20 protein-coding genes are annotated in these 22,380 nt (G+C 59.9%); 6 read left to right on the top strand and 14 right to left on the bottom strand.

Features of this window, described 5'->3' with window-relative positions; all coding sequences use genetic code 11:
• Positions 1-13 precede the first annotated feature (13 nt).
• The 3 genes from QZR30_RS05690 to QZR30_RS05680 all read right to left on the bottom strand — a co-directional run bounded on the left by QZR30_RS05690 (position 14) and on the right by QZR30_RS05680 (position 3,300).
• A complete protein-coding gene (locus tag QZR30_RS05690) occupies positions 14-940 on the bottom strand; it encodes an SdiA-regulated domain-containing protein (protein WP_046069983.1) in 927 nt (308 codons plus the stop codon).
• A 277-nt stretch (positions 941-1,217) separates the two neighbouring features.
• Positions 1,218-1,883 (bottom strand): fumarylacetoacetate hydrolase family protein, encoded by a 666-nt coding sequence (locus tag QZR30_RS05685; protein ID WP_046069984.1) that lies wholly within the window; start codon positions 1,881-1,883, stop codon positions 1,218-1,220.
• 22 nt (positions 1,884-1,905) lie between these two features.
• A complete protein-coding gene (locus QZR30_RS05680) occupies positions 1,906-3,300 on the bottom strand; it encodes an FAD-binding oxidoreductase (protein WP_043046995.1) in 1,395 nt (464 codons plus the stop codon).
• Positions 3,301-3,505: 205 nt separating this feature from the next.
• On the opposite strand from QZR30_RS05680, the gene serA reads away from it, so the two are divergent.
• Entirely contained in the window at positions 3,506-4,735 is a 1,230-nt protein-coding gene (serA, locus tag QZR30_RS05675) for a phosphoglycerate dehydrogenase (protein WP_034116292.1), read from the top strand.
• A gap of 63 nt (positions 4,736-4,798) precedes the next feature.
• On the opposite strand, the gene QZR30_RS05670 is transcribed toward serA, so the two are convergent.
• Complete coding sequence (locus QZR30_RS05670; RefSeq protein ID WP_311903016.1) at positions 4,799-5,239, bottom strand: DUF4399 domain-containing protein; 441 nt, start codon at positions 5,237-5,239, stop codon at positions 4,799-4,801.
• 134 nt (positions 5,240-5,373) lie between these two features.
• On the opposite strand from QZR30_RS05670, the gene QZR30_RS05665 reads away from it, so the two are divergent.
• A complete protein-coding gene (locus QZR30_RS05665) occupies positions 5,374-5,868 on the top strand; it encodes a transporter substrate-binding domain-containing protein (RefSeq protein ID WP_059396668.1) in 495 nt (164 codons plus the stop codon).
• Between the two features lie 132 nt (positions 5,869-6,000).
• Here the strand turns inward: QZR30_RS05665 and QZR30_RS05660 are convergent, their stop codons facing one another.
• On the bottom strand, positions 6,001-6,633 hold the full coding sequence (locus QZR30_RS05660; protein WP_059396669.1) for a 2OG-Fe(II) oxygenase: 633 nt from the start codon (positions 6,631-6,633) through the stop codon (positions 6,001-6,003).
• A gap of 131 nt (positions 6,634-6,764) precedes the next feature.
• Here QZR30_RS05660 and QZR30_RS05655 point away from each other — a divergent pair, with 131 nt between their 5' ends.
• Positions 6,765-7,517, top strand: coding sequence for a DUF2059 domain-containing protein (locus QZR30_RS05655; RefSeq protein WP_046069988.1), 753 nt, complete (start codon positions 6,765-6,767; stop codon positions 7,515-7,517).
• 105 nt (positions 7,518-7,622) lie between these two features.
• Here the strand turns inward: QZR30_RS05655 and QZR30_RS05650 are convergent, their stop codons facing one another.
• Positions 7,623-8,564, bottom strand: a complete 942-nt coding sequence (locus QZR30_RS05650; protein WP_056847038.1) for an alpha/beta hydrolase — start codon at positions 8,562-8,564, stop codon at positions 7,623-7,625.
• 99 nt (positions 8,565-8,663) lie between these two features.
• On the opposite strand from QZR30_RS05650, the gene QZR30_RS05645 reads away from it, so the two are divergent.
• Positions 8,664-9,239, top strand: coding sequence for a DUF6436 domain-containing protein (locus tag QZR30_RS05645; protein WP_311903015.1), 576 nt, complete (start codon positions 8,664-8,666; stop codon positions 9,237-9,239).
• Positions 9,240-9,265: 26 nt separating this feature from the next.
• Positions 9,266-11,620, top strand: a complete 2,355-nt coding sequence (locus QZR30_RS05640; RefSeq protein WP_311903014.1) for a penicillin acylase family protein — start codon at positions 9,266-9,268, stop codon at positions 11,618-11,620.
• Positions 11,621-11,629: 9 nt separating this feature from the next.
• Here the strand turns inward: QZR30_RS05640 and QZR30_RS05635 are convergent, their stop codons facing one another.
• Complete coding sequence (locus QZR30_RS05635; RefSeq protein WP_311903013.1) at positions 11,630-12,595, bottom strand: GlxA family transcriptional regulator; 966 nt, start codon at positions 12,593-12,595, stop codon at positions 11,630-11,632.
• A gap of 240 nt (positions 12,596-12,835) precedes the next feature.
• Between QZR30_RS05635 and QZR30_RS05630 the strand changes: the two genes are divergently transcribed.
• Entirely contained in the window at positions 12,836-13,477 is a 642-nt protein-coding gene (locus QZR30_RS05630; RefSeq protein WP_046069992.1) for an HD domain-containing protein, read from the top strand.
• Positions 13,478-13,607: 130 nt separating this feature from the next.
• Here the strand turns inward: QZR30_RS05630 and QZR30_RS05625 are convergent, their stop codons facing one another.
• The 7 genes from QZR30_RS05625 to QZR30_RS05595 all read right to left on the bottom strand — a co-directional run bounded on the left by QZR30_RS05625 (position 13,608) and on the right by QZR30_RS05595 (position 21,934).
• Entirely contained in the window at positions 13,608-14,492 is an 885-nt protein-coding gene (locus QZR30_RS05625; protein WP_003195236.1) for an ABC transporter permease subunit, read from the bottom strand.
• Complete coding sequence (locus QZR30_RS05620; RefSeq protein ID WP_005792353.1) at positions 14,489-15,409, bottom strand: ABC transporter permease subunit; 921 nt, start codon at positions 15,407-15,409, stop codon at positions 14,489-14,491. Before QZR30_RS05620 ends, QZR30_RS05625 begins: the two co-directional genes overlap by 4 nt.
• A complete protein-coding gene (locus tag QZR30_RS05615; RefSeq protein ID WP_046069993.1) occupies positions 15,406-16,548 on the bottom strand; it encodes an ABC transporter ATP-binding protein in 1,143 nt (380 codons plus the stop codon). The genes QZR30_RS05620 and QZR30_RS05615 overlap by 4 nt, the downstream gene beginning before the upstream one ends.
• 66 nt (positions 16,549-16,614) lie before the next feature.
• Positions 16,615-17,709: a polyamine ABC transporter substrate-binding protein gene (locus QZR30_RS05610; RefSeq protein WP_046069994.1), complete on the bottom strand. Its 1,095-nt coding sequence runs from the start codon at positions 17,707-17,709 to the stop codon at positions 16,615-16,617.
• 151 nt (positions 17,710-17,860) lie between these two features.
• Positions 17,861-18,955 carry a polyamine ABC transporter substrate-binding protein gene (locus QZR30_RS05605; protein ID WP_043047043.1) on the bottom strand — a complete coding sequence of 365 codons (1,095 nt, stop codon included), beginning with the start codon at positions 18,953-18,955 and terminating at the stop codon, positions 17,861-17,863.
• Positions 18,956-19,151: 196 nt separating this feature from the next.
• A complete protein-coding gene (locus QZR30_RS05600) occupies positions 19,152-20,516 on the bottom strand; it encodes an aspartate aminotransferase family protein (RefSeq protein ID WP_056846994.1) in 1,365 nt (454 codons plus the stop codon).
• A 59-nt stretch (positions 20,517-20,575) separates the two neighbouring features.
• Positions 20,576-21,934 carry a glutamine synthetase family protein gene (locus QZR30_RS05595; protein WP_003195249.1) on the bottom strand — a complete coding sequence of 453 codons (1,359 nt, stop codon included), beginning with the start codon at positions 21,932-21,934 and terminating at the stop codon, positions 20,576-20,578.
• Positions 21,935-22,380: the final 446 nt, after the last annotated feature.

Genomic DNA, 22,380 nt, shown 5'->3' with positions numbered 1-22,380 from the left:
CGTTATTCGTCAGTTATTTCTGCTTTTCAAAACGATAGAACAGGTTTGGCTCACTGACCATGTACAGGTTGCCGCTCTCGTCCATGGTCACCCCTTCGGCGCGTGGGATGGTGTCTTTCAGGCCATTGAAGCCACCGAGCAAGGTCATGAAGCTGACTTGCTCGCCTTTCTCGTCCAGTTCCAGCAACAAATGGGAGTCGGCTGACAGTGCCAATAAGTGCCCGGTACGGGAATCGATTTCCAGCGCCGAGAGGTTGCGCATGTCCAGTTCGCTACTGGCCAGCTTGGCCTTGCTGCCAGCCAGGCGCTGGCTGCCATCGCTTTTCCAGGTGAACAGCGCCGGCGGGCGCTCTTCGCCCAGTATGAGTTGCTGGTTGCGCTTGTCCCAGGTAATGGCCTCAAAGGCCTTGTTCTGGTCTGCGGATGGGCCAAGGTCATAACTGGGGAAGTCAGCCTTGTTCAACGCGGTGGTAGCGGCGTCGACCCTGACAATGGTCAGGCTGTGCTGACGCTCATCGACCACCGCCATCAGGCCGTTTTCCAGCACCGTCAAGCCTTCCGGATTGTTCCAGCCATTGAGCGGCATCTTGCGCAACACATCGCCTTGCAGGCTCAGTTCGACCAGGAACGGGTTCTTGCCCATGACGGAAAACAAGGTTTTGGTCTGGGGGTTGTAGGACAGGTCCGAAGCCTCATCCTTCTCCATACCGGGCAGCAACTTGGCATCGATGACCGCGTGATAATCCGGGAGCCATACGCTCTCCTGGCGTTCGGCCGGGCTCTCAAAGCGCTCCAGCACCCACAACACACCGCGATCGTCCCAATGCATGGCCCAGGCAACCCCATACAGAATCGCACCGGCCAAAAACACCCAGGAATACCAACGCATGGACAAGCGGGAGCGAAGCGAGGGTTTTGAAGTGGGCAGAGGCACGGCCATTGAGCGCTTTTCCGGAAAGTCAGCTGTAGGGGATAGCACAGGATTCAAAGGCCCGCGCGCAAGTGGCTGGAATTATCCGGATGGTGTGTGAAAAAAATGCAAAAGCCCATACTTGGGATATACACAAAACCAATGTGGGAGGGGCGGTGCGACGATTCGACTTGCTCCCGATAGCAGTGTGTCAGTCAGAATATCTGCTACTGATACACCGCAATCGGTACCAAGTCGAATCGTCGCACCGCCCCTCCCACATTTTTCACCGCATTTCTTCAGGCAGTCAGCGAACGACGCTTTCGAAACGGTTCACACCCGCCAGCTCCAATACCAGTTCATCGCCCACATTCAGCGGCCCGACGCCAGCCGGGGTGCCGGTCAGGATTACGTCACCCGCCTGCAGGGAGAAGCACCCAGCCATATGCTGGATCATCGGCACAATCGGGTTGAGCATCTGCGCGCTGTTACCGTCCTGGCGCACTTCACCGTTGATGCTCAGGCGAATGCCGATATCGGTCAGATCCTCAAAGGTACTGCTGACCACGAAGGGTGCAATCACCGCCGCGCCATCGAAGGACTTGGCGATTTCCCATGGCAAGCCCTTGGCTTTGAGCTCGGCCTGCTTGTCGCGCAAGGTCAGGTCCAGGGCCGGGGCAAAGCCGGAGATGGCGTCGAGCACTTCTTCACGGCTGGGTCTGGTCGACAATGGCTTGCCGATCAACACGGCGATTTCCGCTTCGTAATGCACCGAACCGCGCTCGGTTGGAATGCTGAAACCGCCTTCCAGCGGTACCACGCAACTGCCCGGCTTGATGAACAGCAGGGGCTCGGTCGGCACCGGGTTGTCCAGTTCCTTGGCGTGTTCGGCGTAGTTACGCCCAATGCAGACCACTTTACCCACGGGGAAGTGGATATTGGTGCCGTCGACATACTTGTGCTGGTAGCTCATGGAACGACTCCTCAAGGTGCGGTTAAACAGCGAAGATCTTGCCGGGGTTCATGATCCCGTTCGGGTCGAACACGGCTTTCACCGCCTTCATGTACTCGATTTCAACCGGCGAGCGGCTGTAGGTCAGGTAATCGCGCTTGGTCATGCCCACCCCGTGCTCGGCGGAGATCGAGCCGTTGTACTTCTCGACGGTTTCGAACACCCACTTGTTCACAGTGGCGCACTTGGCGAAGAACTCATCCTTGCTCAGGTTTTCCGGCTTGAGGATGTTCAGGTGCAGGTTGCCGTCGCCGATATGGCCAAACCAGACGATTTCGAAGTCCGGGTAGTGTTCACCGACAATCGCGTCAATCTCACTCAGGAACGCCGGCACTTTGGAGACGGTCACCGAGATGTCGTTCTTGTACGGCGTCCAGTGGGAAATGGTCTCGGAGATGTACTCGCGCAGCTTCCACAGGTTGTGCAGTTGGGTTTCGCTCTGGCTCATCACGCCGTCCAGTACCCAGCCCTGCTCGACGCAATGCTCAAAGGTTTCCAGGGCATGGTTGGCGACTTCTTCGGTGGTGGCTTCGAATTCCAGCAGCGCGTAGAACGGGCACTCGGTTTCGAACGGCGCCGGCACATCGCCACGGCCGAGGACTTTGGCCAGGGCCTTGTCGGAAAAGAACTCGAAGGCCGTCAGGTCCAGCTTGCTCTGGAACGCGTGCAGCACCGGCATGATCGAGTCGAAGTCGGTGGTGCCGAGTACCATGGCGGTGAGGTTTTTCGGGGCACGGTCCAGGCGCATGGTGGCTTCGACCACAAACCCCAGGGTGCCCTCAGCGCCGATAAACAGCTGGCGCATGTCGTAGCCGGTGGCGTTCTTGATCAGGTCGCGGTTCAGCTCCAGCACATCGCCCTTGCCGGTGACCACCTTCATGCCAGCCACCCAATTGCGGGTCATGCCGTAGCGAATCACCTTGATCCCGCCGGCATTGGTGCCGATATTGCCGCCAATCTGGCTGGAACCGGACGAGGCGAAGTCCACCGGGTAGTACAGGCCGTTTTCTTCGGCGACGTTCTGCAGTTGCTTGGTGACCACCCCCGGTTGGCACACCGCAGTGCGGTCGGTGAGGTTCACATTGAGGATCTGATTCATGTAGTCGAACGACACCACCACTTCGCCATTGGCCGCCACCGCCGCTGCCGACAGGCCGGTACGCCCGCCGGACGGCACCAGCGCTACCTTGTGCGTATTGGCCCAACGCACGATGGCCTGCACCTGCTCGGTGGTCTTGGGGAACACGATGGCGCTGGGCGCGGGTGCGAAGTGCTTGGTCCAATCCTTGCCGTAAGCCTCCAGGGAGTCTGCATCGGTCAGCACTTTGCCGGGCTCAACCAGGGTCTTTAGCTCATCAATCAGGGCAGGATGGGTCATCGACAGAACTCTCGAACAATTCATGGTCATCCTGAGAACGCTTCACGTCGCAGGAATAGGTGTTTAGCGGGGTGCGTATGCTAGCATACCGCCCCCGCAGGACAGACCCAAAGGGCGTTTCTGCGGTGACGGCTTTCCTGCCGTCCGGGTCAGCTTGCGCTGCTCGACTCCCTGCCAATTTTCTCCGGGATACAGGTTTACGCAGATGAGCAAGACTTCTCTCGATAAGAGCAAGATCAAGTTCCTTCTTCTGGAAGGCGTCCACCCATCGGCTGTCGACGTTCTGAAAGCCGCCGGGTACACCAGCATTGAGTACATCACCAGTTCTCTGCCGGAAGCCCAGCTCAAGGAAAAGATCGCCGACGCGCACTTTATCGGCATTCGCTCCCGCACTCAGCTGACCGAAGAGATCTTCGACCACGCCAAGAAACTCGTGGCTGTCGGCTGTTTCTGCATCGGCACCAACCAGGTCGACCTCAACGCAGCGCGCGAGCGCGGCATCGCGGTGTTCAACGCGCCGTACTCCAACACCCGTTCTGTGGCGGAGCTGGTGTTGGCCGAGGCTATCCTGCTGCTGCGTGGTATCCCCGAGAAGAACGCCTCCTGCCACCGTGGCGGCTGGATCAAGAGCGCGGCCAACTCCTTCGAGATCCGCGGCAAGAAGCTGGGTATCGTCGGTTACGGCTCGATCGGTACGCAACTGTCGGTCCTGGCCGAAGGCTTGGGGATGCAGGTGTTCTTCTACGACACCCTGACCAAGCTGCCACTGGGCAATGCCACCCAGGTGTCGAGCCTGACCGAGCTGTTGGGCATGTCCGACATCGTCACCCTGCACGTCCCGGAAACCGCTGAAACCCAGTGGATGATCGGCGAAAAGGAAATCCGCGCGATCAAGAAAGGCGGCATCCTGATCAACGCTGCACGTGGCACTGTGGTCGAGCTGGACGCCCTGGCCGAGGCGATCAAGGACAAGCACCTGATCGGCGCCGCCATCGACGTGTTCCCGGTGGAGCCGCGCTCCAACGACGACATCTTCGAAAGCCCGCTGCGTGGGCTGGACAACGTCATCCTGACTCCGCACATCGGTGGTTCCACCGCTGAAGCCCAAGCCAACATCGGCCTGGAAGTCTCGGAAAAACTGGTCAAGTACAGCGACAACGGTACCTCGGTATCGTCGGTCAACTTCCCGGAAGTGGCTCTGCCGGCTCACCCGGGCAAGCACCGCCTGCTGCACATCCACCAGAACATTCCGGGCGTGATGATGGAGATCAACAAGGTCTTCGCGGAAAACGGCATCAACATCTCCGGTCAGTTCCTGCAGACCAACGAGAAGGTTGGCTACGTGGTCATCGACGTCGACGCCGAGTACTCGGACCTGGCGCAAGAGAAGCTGCAGCACATCAACGGCACTATCCGTAGCCGCGTGTTGTTCTAAGGTTTCAACTGCACCACGACAAAGGGAGCCCCATGGGGCTCCCTTTTTTCATCTGAACAAATCTTACTTAACGTTAACCGTGATCACTTTAGAGGCTACAGTCGGGTTGAACTGCATGTGCAGTTTGTCGCCGGCCACCAGCTGCAAGGTGTGTTTGCCTGGGGTGAGGGTCACTTCGGTCTCGGTCTGGGCCTTGCCGTAATGGATCACAGTGTCGGTGGCCGGGATCGGCAGTTTCGCATCCGGCAGTTCTTTCTGGTCGATCAGCAGATGGTGGTGGCCGGTGCCTGGCGCCTGGTCGGTGGCGGGGGCCAGTTTCAGGCCTTCCGTGCCGAATTTCACGGTGAAGGTTTTATCGACGGTGGCGCCATCCTTCGGCGAGACGATAAACACCTTGGCACCTTCCGGTGGAGCGCTGCGCGGAATACCGTCGGCGGCTGTGGCCAACATCGAAGCACCCAGCAACAGGCTGGCCAGGGTGGCGCGGGAAAAAAGGGCTTTCATTCGCTTCTCCAGTTTTTCGGTGAAATCTGTGGGGTTATGACAACTTCGCGACAAATTGCTGTCCAAGGCACTCGACACCATAGCAAAGCGATGCTGAACGGCGTCTCGCCCGTACGAATTCTTTAGGAGTGACCATGCGCTTTTCGCCTGGCCTGTTACTTTTGCTTCCCCTGCTGAGCCCGTTGGCTCACGCCGAACTGATCGACGACGTCAATGATCGCGGTGAACTGCGCATCGCCCTGGAAGCCAATACCGCGCCCTACAACTTCAAGGACGGCGACAAACTCACCGGCTTTGAGGTCGAGCTGGGCGAGCAGCTGGCCAAGGAAATGGACGTACGCCCTTCTTTTATCACCACCGACGACAGCGACCTGTTGCCAGGTGTGGAAACCGGCAAGTACGACGTGGCAATAAACCATATCGCTATGACTGCCGAACTCAAGGATCGGTTCGATTACAGCACGGCTTATCGCGAGAAGCCGGACCTTGTGATCCCATTCCAGAAAGGTAACCCAGCGTTCAAGAGCAGCCTGGACATGGCCCTGGAGCGGGTGAAGGCGGATGGCAGATTGAAGGCGATGGCGCAGAAGTGGTTCGACAGCGACACACCGGCAGCCAAGGCACAGTAGATCAAATGTGGGAGGGGGCTTGATCCCGATAGCAGCGGGTCAGTTGATAAATGTGTAGCTGACACTCCGCTATCGGGAGCAAGCCCCCTCCCACATTTTGTTCAAGGCGAGACTTTAGAATCCTTTGCCGGCTTAAAACGGCTCGTTGCCCCGTCGGCGAAACCAACCGGTCAAGGACAGCCGCTCTCGGGTGGCAGGCAGTACCTCGTGGGGCACTTCGCCCGACAAAAACACCACCAGGCAACCACCGGTCGGCACCACGTCGTATTCAACGCCGCCCTTGAGGTACATGCGCAACTGGCCGCCGTGTTCGGGTAACCAGGCGTCGTTCAAGTAGACCACCGCCGAGACCATGCGCCGGTCATCATCGCGAAAACGGTCCACATGCTTAAGGTAAAAGGCCCCGGGCGGGTACATCGCGAAGTGGCTTTCGAAATCTTCCAGGCCAAGGAACAGGCTGCGGTTCATCGCCAGGCGCAGGCTGTCCATCACCGCCATATAGGTATCGCAGACCGCCGCGTCACCTTCCTCCAGCCACTGGATATGGTCACCGCGAATGCCCTCGCGAATCTCCTGAGCCGGCCCGCGCCCCACCGCTGCCGGTGCCAGTTCACCTTCAGCCGCACGTTTATGGCACTCAGCAGCGAGTTCCAGGGTCAGAGCCTGGGGCAGGAAGCCATTCTGCTGCGACCAGCCTTTTTCGGCCAGGTCGTCGACGATGCGTTGCAGCAGCGGGTGATCGAGGGGTATTTGCATGGCGCGCATAGTATCCATACGCCTGTGAATCCGACAGAGCCGCTGAGCGTCTGAATACACTTTAGTCAGGTGACTGATAGGACTTCTCGACAAATCCTACGCCCGACACGGACAATAGTGGCCGACTGACAGGAGTCCATATGCGTCGTTTGTTATTTTCCGTGTTGATGCTCTGCGTTTTGCCCGCCTGGGCAGACGGCTATGACCAGTTATACAAGGTCGCCGGCTGGGCCGAACAACGTGCGCATTTCAATGACGCCCTCAGTGCCGCCCAGCAACGCTATCGCAATAGTCTGCCGCCAGCGGTGTACCAGGCGCTGGTGGACAACAGCAATAAGCGCTTTGCCGCCCAGGCCATGGACCAGCGTGCCGAGGAGCAACTGCGCAAGCACCTGCCAGACCCGAAACCGGCCCTGGCATTTTTCCAATCGCCCCTGGGGCGCAAGATTGTCGCTGCCGAATTGCTGGCTACCCGCCGCGACCAGTTGGCGAAGAACGCCCAGGGCCTGCCGAAAATCCAGGCCGAAGCCACCCGCAGCCTGATCATCGGCCACCTGGCCCAGGCGCTGCCTGCTCGTGAAGCCGGCGCGGAAGTCAGCCTGGCGATTGCCGGCGTGGCGGCCGACAGCTTGAGCCAGATGATCCCCGGCCTGCTTGGCGGCGGTCAGGCCCAAGGCATGTTGAATGGACAGCGTGAACGGCTGATGGCGCAGATTGATAAGGATCTGAACAATACGCTGCTGTATGTCTACCGGGATTTGTCCGACCCGGAGCTGGAGGAGTTCGCCACGTTTGCCGAGTCGCCCCAGGGTAAGGCGTATTACCAGGCCGCCCTGGCAGCCATTCGCGCAGGGCTGGCAGTCGGCCAAAGCACCTCAAGCCTGGCGCAGTAACAAAATGTGGGAGGGGGCTTGCTCCCGATAGCAGTGTGTCAGTCAACTTATGTGTAGCTGACCCAGCGCTATCGGGAGCAAGCCCCCTCCCACATTTGGACCGTATCAGTTCAGATGGTCCGTCAAATACCGGAAGTATTCTTCGCGAATCTCTGGAATCTCATTGGCCAGGTGATGCCGGCCGCGCTTTAGCATCAACACCTCAGGTTGATCGAACTTACTGCGCAGCACGCGCAAGTTGTGCTGCCAGTCCACCGTCATATCCTCCTCACCCTGCACGATCACCGGCCGCCGTGGGCTGCGTGGCGCGGCTTCGATGCGCTTGATCCAGCGCGCCAGCGCCCCCACCCAGGCGGTGGGTAATTGGCGGGGCTGGAGCGGGTCGGCTTCAAGGAACGGCTTGAATTCAGGATCGTTGGAGTTATCGCTGAAACGCCGGGCGATGCCTTTGACGAACGGGCGCAGCAGGTAATAGCTGACCTGGGACCAACCCCAGGCCCGCGGCCGTACCAGTGGCGATAACAAAAAGGTCTTGCCCTGGGCCGGGCTGTCGGCACCGTGGTTGAGCAGGTGATCCACGACAATGGCGCCTCCGGTGCTCTGCCCGAACAGGTGCCAGGGTTGCGGCAATTGCAGCGCCTTGGCCTCGGCGAATAGCCCCTGCACCACCCGCTGGTACACCGCAAACTCATCGATGCTGGCGCGCGGGCCGCTGGACAAACCGTGACCCGGCAGGTCGCAGGCAATCACCACGAAGCCTTGGTCCAATGCCCAGTCCACCACGTGGCGGTACAGTCCCATGTGATCGTAGAAGCCGTGAAACATGAACATCGTCGCCACCGGCGCAGGCGGCCACCACACCTGGGCCACCACTTCGAACCCGTCCACCTCGAAACGCCCCAGGCGACTCACGGCCGGCACCTTGCGGGCGGCCAGGTCGAGCCCATAGAAACGTTGGTAGACCCGCGCTTCGGCGCTGAGCGGTTGCGCGTCCACCAACGGCCGCAAGCTTTCGCGCAGATGATCAGGGTCAAAGGTGACGGGCATAAAGGCTTCCAGACTGGCGGTGAAGATGAATATCGAGCTGCGATATTCATCTGTCAGGACAAGCATGGCAAGCTACGCGACCTGCGAGGATACCTCTGAATGCGACCGCCCTACCGTAATGCCCTGTTCGCCAGTCTGATCCTGGTTATCTGCGCCGGCGTGCTGTGGGCCGCATATGACTGGTTCCAGGGCCGCTACCTGCGCGCCTTCAGCGAGCACACGGCGGTGTTCTCCGGCGATGCGCTGCAACTGCCTGCCGCCCTCAGTGGCCCTGGCCCGATTCGCCTGGTGCACTTCTGGGACCCGGCCTGCCCGTGCAATGTTGGTAACCAGCAACACCTGGGCGAGCTGATCGAGCAGTACGCGCCCCAAGGAGTGGAGTTCTATGCCCTGCAAAAACCCGGCAGCCGCGGCCAGCTGCCCGACAACCTGCGCCACATGAAAGTCATCGACGCCCTGCCCGGCGCCGACCGAATACCCGCCAGCCCAGCAGTGGGCATTTGGGACCGCACAGGCAAGCTGGCCTATTTCGGCCCCTACAGCGAGGGGCTGACCTGCAACGCCAGCAACAGTTTTATCGAGCCGATTCTCAAGGCCCTTGGAACCGGACGCGAAGTGAATGCCACTCACACCCTCGCGGTAGGCTGCTATTGTTCGTGGCCTAAGGATCTGTAGCCCGTCCATTTTGGTAAGGAATGTTCATGAAGCGCGTCTTGCAGGTTTTCGCGGTGCTGATTGTGCTGGTCGCCCTGGGCGCCGGTTGGTACCTCTACAGCAAGCAACCCACGCGCCAGGGCACGGTAACCCTGGCCCACCTGCAAGGCTCGGTCACGGTGCGCTACGACGATCGTGGCGTGCCGCATATCCGCGCCGAGAACGAAACCGATCTGTACCGCGCCCTGGGCTATGTGCATGCCCAGGACCGCCTGTTCCAGATGGAGATCATGCGGCGCCTGGCCCGGGGCGAGCTGGCCGAAGTGCTGGGGCCGAAGCTGCTCGAGACCGATAAGCTGTTCCGCAGCCTGCGTATTCGCGAACGCGCCTCGAGCTACGCCGAGCACATGGCCCCTGACTCAGCCTCCTCGAAAGCCCTGCAGGCCTATCTGGACGGGATCAACCAATATCAGACCAGCCATCCCAGCCCCATTGAGTTCGACGTGCTGGGCATCCCCAAGCGCCCGTTCACCGCCGAAGACAGCATCAGCGTTGCCGGGTACATGGCCTACAGCTTTGCCGCGGCCTTTCGTACCGAGCCGGTGCTGACCTACGTGCGCGACCGCTTGGGCAGCGACTACTTGAAAGTCTTCGACCTCGACTGGCAACCCAAAGGCGCCCTCAACCTGGCGAACGACGACTGGAACACCCTCGGCGCTATCGCCGCCCTGAGCGAACAGGCCCTGGCTGACAACGGCCTGCCACAATTCGAGGGCAGCAATGCCTGGGCCGTCAGCGGCAGCCACACCCGTAGCGGCAAACCACTGCTGGCGGGTGACCCCCATATCCGCTTCTCGGTGCCATCGGTGTGGTACGAGGCGCAACTGTCAGCGCCCGGTTTTGAGTTGTATGGCTATCACAACGCGCTGGTGCCAGTGGCGTTCCTGGGGCACAACATGGATTTTGGCTGGAGCCTGACCATGTTCCAGAACGACGACCTCGACCTGGTCGCCGAGAAGGTCAACCCGGACAACCCCAACCAGGTCTGGTATCACGGCCAATGGGTCGACATGACCAGCAGCGAGCAGCAGATCCAGGTCAAGGGCCAGGTGCCGGTGACCCTCATCCTGCGCCGCTCGCCCCACGGTCCGATCATCAATGACGTGCTCGGCGAGAACGCCGGCAGCACGCCGATTGCCATGTGGTGGGCGTTCCTCGACAGCGAGAACCCGATCCTGGAAGGCTTCTACCAGCTCAACCGTGCCGATACCCTGGTCAAGGCACGTGCTGCTGCGGCCAAGGTCTCGGCGCCAGGCCTCAACATCATATGGGCCAATGCCAAGGGTGATATCGGCTGGTGGGCGGCGGCGCAGTTGCCGATGCGCCCGGCAGGGGTCAACCCGGCGTTCATCCTCGATGGCAGTACCGCCCAGGCCGACAAGCTGGGCTTCTACCCCTTCAGTGCCAACCCCCAGGAAGAAAACCCGTCGCGTGGCTATGTGGTGTCGGCCAACGCGCAGCCGGCCTCCCCTACAGGCATGGAAATTCCCGGCTATTACAACCTGGCCGACCGTGGCCAGCAGTTGAACGCGCAGTTGAGCGATAAGAGCGTGAAGTGGGATGTGACCAACAGCCAGGCGCTGCAACTGGGCACCACTACCGCCTATGGCCCGCGGCTGCTGGCGCCACTGTTGCCGGTGCTGCGGGAAGTGGTCAAGGACCCGGCGCAGTTAAAGCTGGTGGAACAACTGGCCAACTGGAAAGGCGATTACCCGCTGGACTCCACCAGCGCAACGCTGTTCAACCAGTTGCTGTTCAACCTCGCCGACGCAACCTTCCACCCGAAACTGGGCGACGCGTTGTTCAAGACCCTGATCAGCACCCGTGTGATCGACGCCGCATTGCCACGCCTGGCCGCCTCGGCGGATTCACCCTGGTGGAATGGCAAGCGTACCGACACCGTCAAACTCGCCTGGGACAATAGCCTCGCGCACCTCAAGAGCACCTTCGGCGATGACCCGGCGCAGTGGCAATGGGGCAAGGCGCACACCCTGACCCACGGCCACCCGCTGGGCATGCAAAAGCCATTGGATAAGCTCTTCAACGTCGGCCCGTTCCCGGCACCCGGCAGCCACGAAGTGCCGAACAACCAGACCGCCCCGATCGGCCCGGCACCGTGGCCGGTGACTTATGGGCCGTCAACGCGACGCCTGATCGACTTCGCCGACCCGACCCATGCCCTGACCATCAACCCCGTGGGGCAAAGCGGCGTGCCGTTTGATACGCACTATGGCGATCAGGCGCAAAGCTATATCGAGGGCGGGTATGAGCAGGCGCATTTCAGTGAAGAGGAAGTCACGGCCAATACCCGCGGAACCCTCAAGCTGCTGCCTGCCAGATAGACATGATCGCTACACCGGTGCCGCAAAGTTAAGCCTGAACTGTTGCGGCGTAACGCCCAGCCGGCGGTTGAACACACTGCGCATGTGCTGGGCGTCGCGAAACCCGCATTGATAGGCCACGGTCTTGAGCGGCGCGTGGCTGCTTTCAAGCATCACCCGCGCCGCATCCACCCGCGCACGCTCGACAAATTCGGCTGGCGTGACCCGCGCTTCTCGGGCGAACACCCGGGAGAAATTGCGCGCACTCATATTGGCGGCCCTGGCCAAGTCGGCGATGGTCAAATCGCCGGTCAGGTTGGCCAGCACGTACAACTGCACCAGCGCCACCGCCGAGGTGGTTTCGGCATGGGGCGTGAGGAACGGGCTGAACTGCGACTGCCCGCCCGAACGCTGGGTAAACACCACCAAGCGCTTGGCCACGCTCAACGCGACTTCCGGACCGTGGTCCTGGGCCAGCAGGTACAGTGACAAGTCGATACCCGCCGTGACCCCGGCCGAGGTGTAGAGGTTGCCGTCCTGCACGTAGAGACGGTCGGCTTCGACCCGGGCCGAGGGGCACACACGCGCCAGGTCCGCGGCATCGCCCCAATGGGTGGTGACGGTTTTACCCTCCAGCAGGCCGGCGCGGGCCAGCATGAAGGCACCGTTGCAGATCGAGCCGAAGCGTTGTGCCCTTGCGGTGGCAGCACGCAGCCAGTCATCAAACTGGGGACCGAAGTTTTCGAAGGGCAGTTGCGGGCCGCCGGCGACCAGCAGCAGATCGTAGGGTTGCAGGGCTTCGCTGTAGTGTTTGTGGGCCTGCAAGGACAGGCCGTTGGAGGCGGCCATAGAACCGTGACCGAAGCCGATGACCTCCAGTTGGTAGTGATCTTCGGGAGCCAGGAAGCGGTTGGCCTCGCAGAACACGTCCATCGGCCCGGTCACATCCAGTGACTGGACGCCGGGGAAAATCAGGATGGCGACGGTTTTGTGCATGGGAAACCTTTATCTCTGGGCTGACGCAAAACCCTGTGGAAGCTGGCTTGCCTGCGATGCAGACACCTCGGTTCATCAGGTATACCGAGGTGATGCTATCGCAGGCAAGCCAGCTCCCACATTTGACCGAGTACACCCTTGGCACGATGTGTATCCACATTGGCCGAGAACGCTCCCTCGTCGCGATAGCTGCGTCACGCACGCGCGACCAGACTAGGTGCTTTCCAGAGGAGAACCACCATGAGCACCACCATCGCCGGCATCCAGATCCCCGACAGCACCTTGGCCAAGGCCACCACCGAATATATCCGCGACGTCGAGTCCGACCTGCTCTACCACCACTCGCGCCGGGTATTTCTGTTCGGCGCCTTGAGCGGTGAGCGCAAGCAACTGGCCTACAACCCGGAGTTGCTGTACGTAGGCGCGATGTTCCACGACCTCGGCCTGGTGGAAGGCCATCGCAGTGACAACGAGCGCTTCGAAGTGGACGGCGCCAATGCCGCCGCCGCGTTCCTCAAGCCCTATGGGCTGAGCGATGACGACATCGAACAAGTGTGGCTGTCGATCGCCCTGCACACCACGCCTGGCGTGCCTAAGCACTTGCGCCCCACCGTGGCGCTGGTGACCGCCGGTGTTGAGATGGACGTGCTGGGCATGGACTACGCCGCGTTCAGCAGCGTGCAGCGCGAAGCGGTGGTGCATGCGCATCCAAGGGGTGAAGGGTTCAAGGAGTGCATCATCTGCGCGTTTGCCGACGGCTTGCGCCATCGCCCGCAGACCACGTTTGGCAACGTGAAGACCGATGTGCTGGTGGATCAGGAGCCGGGGTTCAAGCCGATGAATTTTGTTGAGGTGATTCGTAAGTCGCCATGGGCAGCATAACCAAATTGGAATGCCATCAATGTGGGAGGGGGCTTGCTCCCGATTGCTGAGTGTCAGTCACTGCATCTGTTACTGACCCACTGCTATCGGGGGCAAGCCCCCTCCCACATTTTGAGCCCAGTTCCGGCAGTCAGACCGGCGCTGGCGCGCGGCGCTTGTCCGGTTGTTGCCAGCCATCCGCTGCGGCTTCTTCGATGGCTTGCTGGATGGCTTTCTTGCGATGCTCTTCGGCCCGGCGGCTGAAGAACCACACCAGGAAGGTCACCAGCGACACCGCCAACAGAATCAGGCTCGCCACGGCGTTGATCTCAGGCTTGACCCCCAGGCGCACCGCCGAGAACACTTCCATCGGCAAGGTGGTCGAGCCCGGGCCCGACACGAAGCTGGCCAGTACCAGGTCATCCAGGGACAGCGCAAAGGACATCATGCCGCCCGCCGCCAGCGACGGCGCGATCATCGGGATGGTGATCAGGAAGAACACCTTCCACGGCCGTGCGCCCAGGTCCATAGCCGCCTCTTCGATCGACAGGTCCAGCTCACGCAGGCGCGCCGACACGACCACTGCTACATACGCCGCACAGAACGTCGTGTGCGCGATCCAGATGGTGACGATGCCACGCTCCTGGGGCCAGCCGATCATCTGCGCCATGGCCACGAACAGCAGCAACAGCGACAGGCCGGTGATCACTTCCGGCATCACCAGCGGTGCCGTCACCAGGCCGCCGAACAGCGTGCGGCCCTTGAACTGGCTGATGCGCGTCAGCACAAAGGCCGCCAAGGTGCCCAGCGCCACTGCGGCCACCGCCGTGTAGCAGGCGATTTCCAGGGAGCGTGCCACCGAGCCCATCAACTGGGTGTTGTCCAGCAGGCCCACGTACCACTTGATCGACCAACCGCCCCACACCGTCACCAGCTTGGATTCGTTGAACGAATAGATCACCAGGATCAACATCGGCAGGTAGATAAACAACAAGCCTGCGACCAGCATGAAGCTGGAGAAACGAAAGCGCTTCATATCTTGCCCTCCAGCTCTTTGGCCTGGCTGCGGTTGAACAGGATGATCGGCACGATCAGGATCGCCAGCATCACCACGGCCAAGGCAGAAGCCACCGGCCAGTCACGGTTGTTGAAGAATTCCTGCCACAACACTTTACCGATCATCAGGGTTTCCGGGCCGCCGAGCAGTTCAGGAATCACGAACTCGCCCACCACTGGGATAAACACCAACATGCAGCCGGCGATGATGCCGTTCTTGGACAGCGGCACGGTGATTTTCCAGAAGCTGTTGAAGGTGCTTGAACCGAGGTCGGAGGCGGCTTCCAGCAGGCTTTGGTCGTGTTTGACCAGGTTGGCGTACAGCGGCAGGATCATGAACGGCAGGTACGAGTAGACCACGCCGATATACACCGCGATGTTGGTGTTGAGGATCTGCAACGGTTCGCTGATCAGCCCCATGGACATCAGGAAGCCATTGAGCAAGCCGTTGTTGCTGAGGATGCCCATCCACGCATACACGCGGATCAGGATCGCGGTCCAGGTCGGCATCATGATCAGCAGCACCAGCACGGTTTGCATCTCTTTGCGTGCGGTAGCGATGGCGTAGGCCATCGGGTAGCCGATCAGCAGGCACAGCAGCGTGCTGAAAAACGCCATCTTCAGCGAGCCCAGGTACGCGGCGATGTAGAGCTCGTCGCCGGCCAAGAGGCTGTAGTTGGCCAGGTTCAGCACCACTTGCAGCTTTTGCTCAACGTAGGTGTAGATCTCGGTGTAGGGCGGGATCGCCACGTCGGCTTCAGCAAAGCTGATTTTCAATACGATGAAAAACGGCAGTGCGAAAAACAGAAACAGCCACAGGAAGGGAATCCCGATGACCACCTGCTTGCCATTGGGGATTATGCGATCCAAGCGCCGCTTGAATTTCTTCATGTTCATGAGCGAAGTACCACGCCGCTGTCGTCTTCCCACCACACGTAAACCTGATCACCCCAGGTTGGGCGCTGGCCACGGCGTTCGGCGTTGGCGACGAAGGACTGCACCAGCTTGCCGCTCGGCAGCTCCACGTAGAACACCGAGTGCCCGCCCAGGTAGGCGATGTCGTGCACCTTACCGCTGGACCAGTTGTGCTCGCAGGTCGGCATTTGGGTAGTGACCAGCAGTTTTTCCGGGCGGATGGCGTAGGTCACCGATTTGTCTTCCACCGCGGTGGCGATGCCGTAGCCCACGTAGATATCGCGGTCCAGATCAGCGCACTTGAGCACTGCGTGGCCTTCGGCGTCGTCCACCACCTGGGTGTCGAAGATGTTGACGTTGCCGATGAACTCGCACACCAGGCGGCTGGTGGGGGTTTCGTAGATATCGATGGGGCTGCCGATCTGGGCGATCCAGCCCAGGTGCATGATCGCGATACGCTCGGCCATGGTCATGGCCTCTTCCTGGTCGTGGGTCACCATCACGCAGGTCACGCCGACGCGCTCGATGATTTCCACCAGCTCCAGTTGCATCTGCGAACGCAGCTTCTTGTCCAATGCGCCCATGGGCTCATCGAGCAGCAGCAGTTTCGGGCGCTTGGCCAGGGAGCGGGCCAGGGCCACACGCTGGCGCTGGCCACCGGACAACTGGTGCGGCTTGCGCTTGGCGTACTGGCTCATCTGCACCAGCTTGAGCATCTCGGCCACGCGGGCGTCGACTTCGGCCTTGGGGATCTTGTCCTGCTGCAGGCCGAACGCGATGTTCTGCGCCACGGTCATGTGCGGGAACAAGGCGTAGGACTGAAACATCATATTGATCGGCCGCTCGTAGGGCGGCATGTCGGTGATGTCCACCCCGTCGAGGTAGATGCGGCCTTCGGTGGGGCGCTCGAAACCTGCGAGCATGCGCAGCAAGGTGGATTTGCCCGAACCCGAACCGCCGAGCAAGGCGAAGATCTCGCCTTTCTTGATTTCCAGGGACACATCGTCCACGGCAATCGTCTCGTCGAACTTCTTCGTGACCCGGTCGATTTTGACCAGCACCTTTTTCGGTGTCTGGTCGCCCTCGAGGGCTTTCTTATAGGCGCCGGAGGCAACTGCCATTTACGAAACTCCCAAAAAAAACGGTGCGGTTCGCCTTAGGCGGGCGAACCCAGGATAGTTTGAGCCTTACTTGCCCGTCTTGACCTTGGTCCAGCTACGGGTCATTAAACGCTGCACTTTCGGGGGTAGCTCGAAGTTGACGAAAGTCCGCTCGAGAACCGCCTGCGGTGGGTAAACCGCTGCGTCAGTGCGTATCGATTGCTCCATCAGCTTGTCCGCCCCTGGGTTAGGGTTGGCATAACCGACCTGATCACTGACCTGAGCGATCACCTCAGGCTGCAGCAAATAGTTGATGAAGGCGTGGGCTTCCTTGACGTTGCTGGCATCCTTGGGGATCGCCAACACGTCAAACCACAGGTTGCCGCCTTCTTTCGGGATCGCGTAGGCGATATTCACGCCTTTGCCTGCCTCAGCCGCACGGGCCTTGGCCTGGAACACATCGCCGGAGAAGCCGGCCGCCACGCAGATATTGCCGTTGGCCAAGTCCGAGATGTATTTGGAGGAGTGGAAGTAGGTCACGTAGGGCCGCACTTTCAGCAGTTTTTCCTCGGCTTTCTTGTAGTCGGCCGGGTTGGTGCTGTTAGGGTCCAGGCCCATGTAGTTGAGCACCGCAGGCAGCATTTCGTCTGCCGAGTCCATGAAGGACACGCCGCAAGTGGCGAGCTTCTTCATGTTTTCCGGCTCGAACAACACCGCCCAGGAGTCGATATGGTCGACGCCCAGCACTTCCTTCACTTTATCGACGTTGTAACCGATGCCATTGGTACCCCAGAGGTACGGCACTGCGTACTGGTTACCCGGGTCGTTCTTTTCCAGACGCTTGAGCAGTACCGGGTCGAGGTTGGCGTAGTTCGTCAGCAGTGACTTGTCGAGCTTCTGGAACGCCCCGGCCTTGATCTGCTTGCCGAGAAAATGGTTGGACGGCACCACCACATCGTAGCCGGTACGCCCGGCGAGCAACTTGCCTTCCAGGGTTTCGTTGGAGTCAAACACGTCATACACGGGCTTGATGCCACTGACCTTTTCGAAGTTGGCCAGGGTGTCGGGGCCGATGTAGTCCGACCAGTTATAAATATGCACCGTCGGTGCGGCCTGCACGCTGGCAGCCAGCGTGATACCTGCACCCACCAGCATGGCTTTGCGAAATAAAGAAATTGGCAAGTGGAGGTCCTCTTAAATAGTTGGGCCTTAGAGTTGTTGCCCGGCAACAAAACCGGCGCGCAACTTACCCTCGATAAACCGATCCGGCAAAACTTTCTTTGATCTAATTTGTGGGAGGGGGGAAATTGCCCCCTCCCACAACTAACAGGACTTACTTGCCCGACTTGATCTTGGTCCAGCTGCGTGTCATTTCCCGCTGGGTTGCAGCCGGCAGGTCAGCAATCGCGTAGAGCTTGGCCTGCACGTCCGCCGACGGGTAGATGCCCGGGTCGCTGGTGATGTCTTTGTCCACCAATGCGGTGGCCTTCTCGTTACCGTTCGGGAAGCGCACGCTGTTGGTGATCGACGCCATGACTTCGGGCTTGAGCAGGTAGTTCATGAAGGTGTAAGCCGCTTCGACGTTTTCGGCATCCTTGGGGATGGCAACCATGTCGAAGAAGCTGCCAGCGCCTTCTTTCGGAATGTCGTACGCCACTTTCACTTTGCCACCGGCTTCAGCCGCACGGGACTTGGCCTGCTGAATGTCACCCGAGTAACCCACGGCTACGCAGATATTGCCGTTGGCAAGGTCGGAGATGTACTTGGACGAGTGGAAATAGCCGATCGAAGGACGGATCTTCAAGAACAGGTCTTCGGCCTGCTTGAGATCGGCTTTCTTCTGGCTGTCGGTCGGCAGGCCCAGGTAATGCAGCGCAATCGGCAGCATTTCGGTTGGCGAGTCGAGGAAGCTCACGCCGCAGCTTTTCAGCTTGGCGATGTTTTCCGGCTTCATCAGCACATCCCATGAGTCGATCTTGTCTACGCCCAGCGCAGCCTTGACCTTCTCCGGGTTGTAGCCAATGCCGATCGAGCCCCACATGTACGGGAACGCGTGCTTGTTGTCCGGGTCGCTGACCGACACGGCCTTAAGCAGGGATTTGTTCAGGTTGCTGTAGTTAGGCAGCTTGGACGTGTCCAGTTCCTGGTACACACCGGCCTTGATCTGCTTGGCCAGGAAGTTGTTGGACGGCACGACAATGTCGTAGCCGGACTTGCCTGCCAGCAACTTGGCCTCCAGGGTCTCGTTGCTGTCGAAAACGTCATACACCACCTTGATGCCCGATTCTTTTTCAAAGTTGGCAATGGTGTCCGGTGCAATATAGTCGGACCAGTTATAGACGTGCAGCACTTTACTGTCTGCCTGGGCCGCGCCCGCCATTGCGCCCATCAGCGACAAGGCGAGGAGGGTCTTGCCAGCGTTTTTCAAACCTAATGCCTTCATTGGGTGATGCTCCGATTTTTTCTTTTTTGGGCCACAAGCTTTATATGTTTTACGGCCCAGCCAAAGGGCAACAAAACAGGGCGACAGTCTGGCAAGTTCCGAGGCCGGCTTTCAACCAAAGCCTCACATATAACTGCCCGGTGCGCAGCGCCCGAACGCCGCTGCGCACTGAGCCTAGCACTTAGCCCTGCAATGCCGCCAAGGTCAGGTCCAGGCACTGGCGAGCCTTGCTGACCAGCTCGTCAATTTCAGCCTTGCTGATCACCAATGGCGGCGAAATGATCATGGTGTCGCCCACGGCACGCATGATCAGGCCATTCTCGAAGCAGAAGGTTCGGCAGATCATGCCGACGCCCTTGCCTTCATAACGCTTGCGCGTGGCCTTGTCCTGGACCAGCTCAATCGCACCGAGCATGCCCACGCCGCGCACTTCGCCCACCAGTGGGTGATCTGCCAGTTCCCGCAGACGTTTCTGCAAATACGGTGCCGTTTCATCCTGAACACGGTTAACGATTTTTTCGTCGCGCATGATGCGGATGTTTTCCAGGGCCACCGCCGCCGCTACCGGGTGACCGGAATAGGTGAATCCGTGGTTGAAATCGCCGCCTTCATTCAGCACCTCGACCACTTCATCACGCACGATCAGGCCACCCATGGGGATGTAGCCCGAGGTCAGGCCCTTGGCGATGGTCATCATGTGTGGCTTGAGGTCGTAGAAATCGCTACCAAACCACTCACCGGTACGGCCAAAACCGCAGATCACTTCGTCGGCAACAAACAGGATGTCGTACTTGGCGAGGATTTCCTTGATGCGCGGCCAGTAGGTGGCTGGCGGCACGATCACGCCACCGGCGCCCTGGATCGGCTCGGCAATAAAGGCACCGACGTTGTCCACGCCCAGTTCCAGGATCTTCTCTTCCAACTGGTTGGCCGCCCACACACCGAACTCATCGGGGCTCATGTCGCCGCCTTCGCCAAACCAATATGGCTGGGCGATATGGGTGATGCCCGGAATCGGCAAGTCGCCCTGTTCATGCATATAGGTCATGCCGCCCAGGCTGGCGCCAGCCACGGTGGAGCCGTGGTAGCCATTCTTGCGGGCAATGATGGTTTTCTTGTTCGGCTGGCCCTTGATCGCCCAATAGTGGCGGACCATGCGCAACATGGTGTCGTTGCCTTCGGAGCCGGAGCCGGTGAAGAACACATGGTTCATGCCGGCCGGTGCGATGTCGGAAATCGCCTTGGCCAGTTCCAGCACCGGCGGGTGTGCGGTCTGGAAGAACAGGTTGTAGTACGGCAGCTCTTTCATCTGCTTGGCGGCGGCATCGGCCAGTTCATCGCGACCGTAACCGATCGCCACACACCATAGGCCGGCCATACCGTCGAGGATCTTGTTGCCTTCGCTGTCCCACAGGTAAACGCCGTGGGCTTTGGTGATGATCCGTGGGCCTTTCTCTTTCAATTGCTTGAAGTCGCTGAACGGCGCCAAGTGGTGATCATTGCTCAAGGCTTGCCATTCACGGGTTTGCGGGTTGTTGCTGGACATACCAATCTCCTAGACTTTTCAGGTGAAGGCGCGCCAATTCCTACGACGCGCCCGGCGCATCAGACGGCGAAGAGCAGGAATTCCCGCTCCCACGAACTGATCACACGCTTGAAGTTTTCATGCTCGGCCCGCTTGACCGCGACGTAGCCTGTGATGAATTTTTGCCCCAGGTATTTCTCGATGGTCTTGCTGTTTTCCATACGCTCCAGGGCGTCTTCGATGGTCAACGGCAGGCGCAGGTTGCGGCGTTCGTAACCACGGCCGACTACTGGAGCGCTCGGGTTGTGACCTTCGACCATACCGATGTAGCCGCACAACAGGCTGGCGGCAATCGCCAGGTAGGGGTTGGCATCGGCGCCCGGCAGGCGGTTCTCCACGCGGCGGTTCTGCGGGCCGGCATCCGGTACGCGCAGGCCGACGGTGCGGTTTTCTTCGCCCCACTCCACGTTTACCGGCGCCGAGGTATCGGGCAGGAAGCGGCGGAACGAGTTCACGTTGGGGGCAAACAACGGCAGCAACTCGGGGATGAATTTCTGCAGGCCGCCAATGTGGTTGAGGAACAACTGGCTCATGGTCCCGTCTTCATTGGAGAAAACGTTCTTGCCGGTAGCGATGTCGATGATGCTCTGGTGCAGGTGCATCGCGCTGCCGGGCTCGCCGGTCATCGGCTTGGCCATGAAGGTAGCGGCCACATCGTGCTTGAGCGCGGCTTCACGCATGGTGCGCTTGAACACCAGGATCTGGTCGGCCAGGGACAAGGCATCGCCATGACGGAAGTTGATTTCCATCTGCGCCGTGCCGTCCTCGTGGATCAGGGTGTCGAGGTCCAGCTCCTGCAGTTCGCACCAGTCGTAGACGTCTTCGAACAATGGGTCGAATTCGTTGGCGGCTTCTATAGAGAAGGACTGGCGACCGGTTTCCGGGCGGCCGGAACGGCCAATCGGCGGCTGCAGTGGGAAGTCCGGGTCTTCGCAGCGCTTGGTCAGGTAGAACTCCATCTCCGGCGCCACGATGGGCTGCCAGCCACGATCGGAGTAGAGCTTGAGGACTTTCTTGAGTACGTTGCGCGGCGACAGCTCGATCGGGTTGCCTTGCTTGTCGTAGGTGTCGTGGATCACCTGGGCGGTCGGCTCGATAGCCCACGGCACCAGGAACACCGCGTTCTGGTCGGGGCGGCAGATCATGTCGATATCGGCAGGGTCGAGCAATTCGTAATAGATGTCGTCTTCGACATAGTCGCCGGTCACGGTCTGCAACAGAACGCTCTCGGGCAGGCGCATGCCTTTTTCCGCGATGAACTTGTTGGTCGGCGAGATCTTGCCCCGGGTGATGCCGGTGAGGTCGCCAATCATGCATTCGACTTCTGTGATCTTGTGGTCTTTCAACCAATCGGTGAGCTGGTCGAGGTTGTTACTCATAAATGCCTCTGGGCTGGGTTTCCTGGCATCCATTAAAAGGCCAGGCGTTGGTTGACGCAGCATCCGCGTCGTTTTTACATTCAGGGTAGGAGCTTACCTGCCATTTGCTGCAGCGTTGCATTCCTCACGCCAAACTTGTGCAGAATCATGAGCAACCCCGCAGGCGCAAGCCATTGAGAGGCAAACTCGAGGGCAGTGAAGAAGCAAAGAAGAGGTCGGCCCGGGCGTCAAGAATATTGACCGGGGCGCAGGGGTTCACGCAGGACACATGAACGGGTGAAAAAGCCCGACTGGAGCAGGCCAAGACGCCAAGTGGCGGCAGGAAAAACATGAAGCACCCCGGTATTATTGCTGTTATGGGTTTGAATCGAGCTTAGCCTTGTTCATTTTTTTACACAACACCCCCGTAAAAAATCCTACACGCCCCGCTCAAGCCTGCTGGTCCC

The sequence above is a fragment of the Pseudomonas sp. rhizo25 genome (assembly GCF_031931935.1).
Lineage (GTDB): Bacteria > Pseudomonadota > Gammaproteobacteria > Pseudomonadales > Pseudomonadaceae > Aquipseudomonas > Aquipseudomonas synxantha.
Note: the sequence above shows the minus strand (reverse complement) of the source record. Positions and strands in the feature narration are given on the sequence as shown.

What these genes read in the sequence shown, in the direction of transcription:
- QZR30_RS05660 (WP_059396669.1), bottom strand. Translation starts at nt 6,633, where the DNA reads ATGCGCGCCATGCAAATACCCCTCGATCACCCGCTGCTGCAACGCATC.
- QZR30_RS05685 (WP_046069984.1), bottom strand. Translation starts at nt 1,883, where the DNA reads ATGAGCTACCAGCACAAGTATGTCGACGGCACCAATATCCACTTCCCC.
- QZR30_RS05680 (WP_043046995.1), bottom strand. Translation starts at nt 3,300, where the DNA reads ATGACCCATCCTGCCCTGATTGATGAGCTAAAGACCCTGGTTGAGCCC.
- QZR30_RS05595 (WP_003195249.1), bottom strand. Translation starts at nt 21,934, where the DNA reads ATGAGTAACAACCTCGACCAGCTCACCGATTGGTTGAAAGACCACAAG.
- QZR30_RS05690 (WP_046069983.1), bottom strand. Translation starts at nt 940, where the DNA reads ATGGCCGTGCCTCTGCCCACTTCAAAACCCTCGCTTCGCTCCCGCTTG.
- QZR30_RS05665 (WP_059396668.1), top strand. Translation starts at nt 5,374, where the DNA reads ATGCGCTTTTCGCCTGGCCTGTTACTTTTGCTTCCCCTGCTGAGCCCG.
- QZR30_RS05645 (WP_311903015.1), top strand. Translation starts at nt 8,664, where the DNA reads ATGCGACCGCCCTACCGTAATGCCCTGTTCGCCAGTCTGATCCTGGTT.
- QZR30_RS05625 (WP_003195236.1), bottom strand. Translation starts at nt 14,492, where the DNA reads ATGAAGCGCTTTCGTTTCTCCAGCTTCATGCTGGTCGCAGGCTTGTTG.
- QZR30_RS05650 (WP_056847038.1), bottom strand. Translation starts at nt 8,564, where the DNA reads ATGCCCGTCACCTTTGACCCTGATCATCTGCGCGAAAGCTTGCGGCCG.
- QZR30_RS05640 (WP_311903014.1), top strand. Translation starts at nt 9,266, where the DNA reads ATGAAGCGCGTCTTGCAGGTTTTCGCGGTGCTGATTGTGCTGGTCGCC.
- QZR30_RS05600 (WP_056846994.1), bottom strand. Translation starts at nt 20,516, where the DNA reads ATGTCCAGCAACAACCCGCAAACCCGTGAATGGCAAGCCTTGAGCAAT.
- QZR30_RS05635 (WP_311903013.1), bottom strand. Translation starts at nt 12,595, where the DNA reads ATGCACAAAACCGTCGCCATCCTGATTTTCCCCGGCGTCCAGTCACTG.
- QZR30_RS05620 (WP_005792353.1), bottom strand. Translation starts at nt 15,409, where the DNA reads ATGAACATGAAGAAATTCAAGCGGCGCTTGGATCGCATAATCCCCAAT.
- QZR30_RS05630 (WP_046069992.1), top strand. Translation starts at nt 12,836, where the DNA reads ATGAGCACCACCATCGCCGGCATCCAGATCCCCGACAGCACCTTGGCC.
- QZR30_RS05655 (WP_046069988.1), top strand. Translation starts at nt 6,765, where the DNA reads ATGCGTCGTTTGTTATTTTCCGTGTTGATGCTCTGCGTTTTGCCCGCC.
- QZR30_RS05615 (WP_046069993.1), bottom strand. Translation starts at nt 16,548, where the DNA reads ATGGCAGTTGCCTCCGGCGCCTATAAGAAAGCCCTCGAGGGCGACCAG.
- serA (WP_034116292.1), top strand. Translation starts at nt 3,506, where the DNA reads ATGAGCAAGACTTCTCTCGATAAGAGCAAGATCAAGTTCCTTCTTCTG.
- QZR30_RS05670 (WP_311903016.1), bottom strand. Translation starts at nt 5,239, where the DNA reads ATGAAAGCCCTTTTTTCCCGCGCCACCCTGGCCAGCCTGTTGCTGGGT.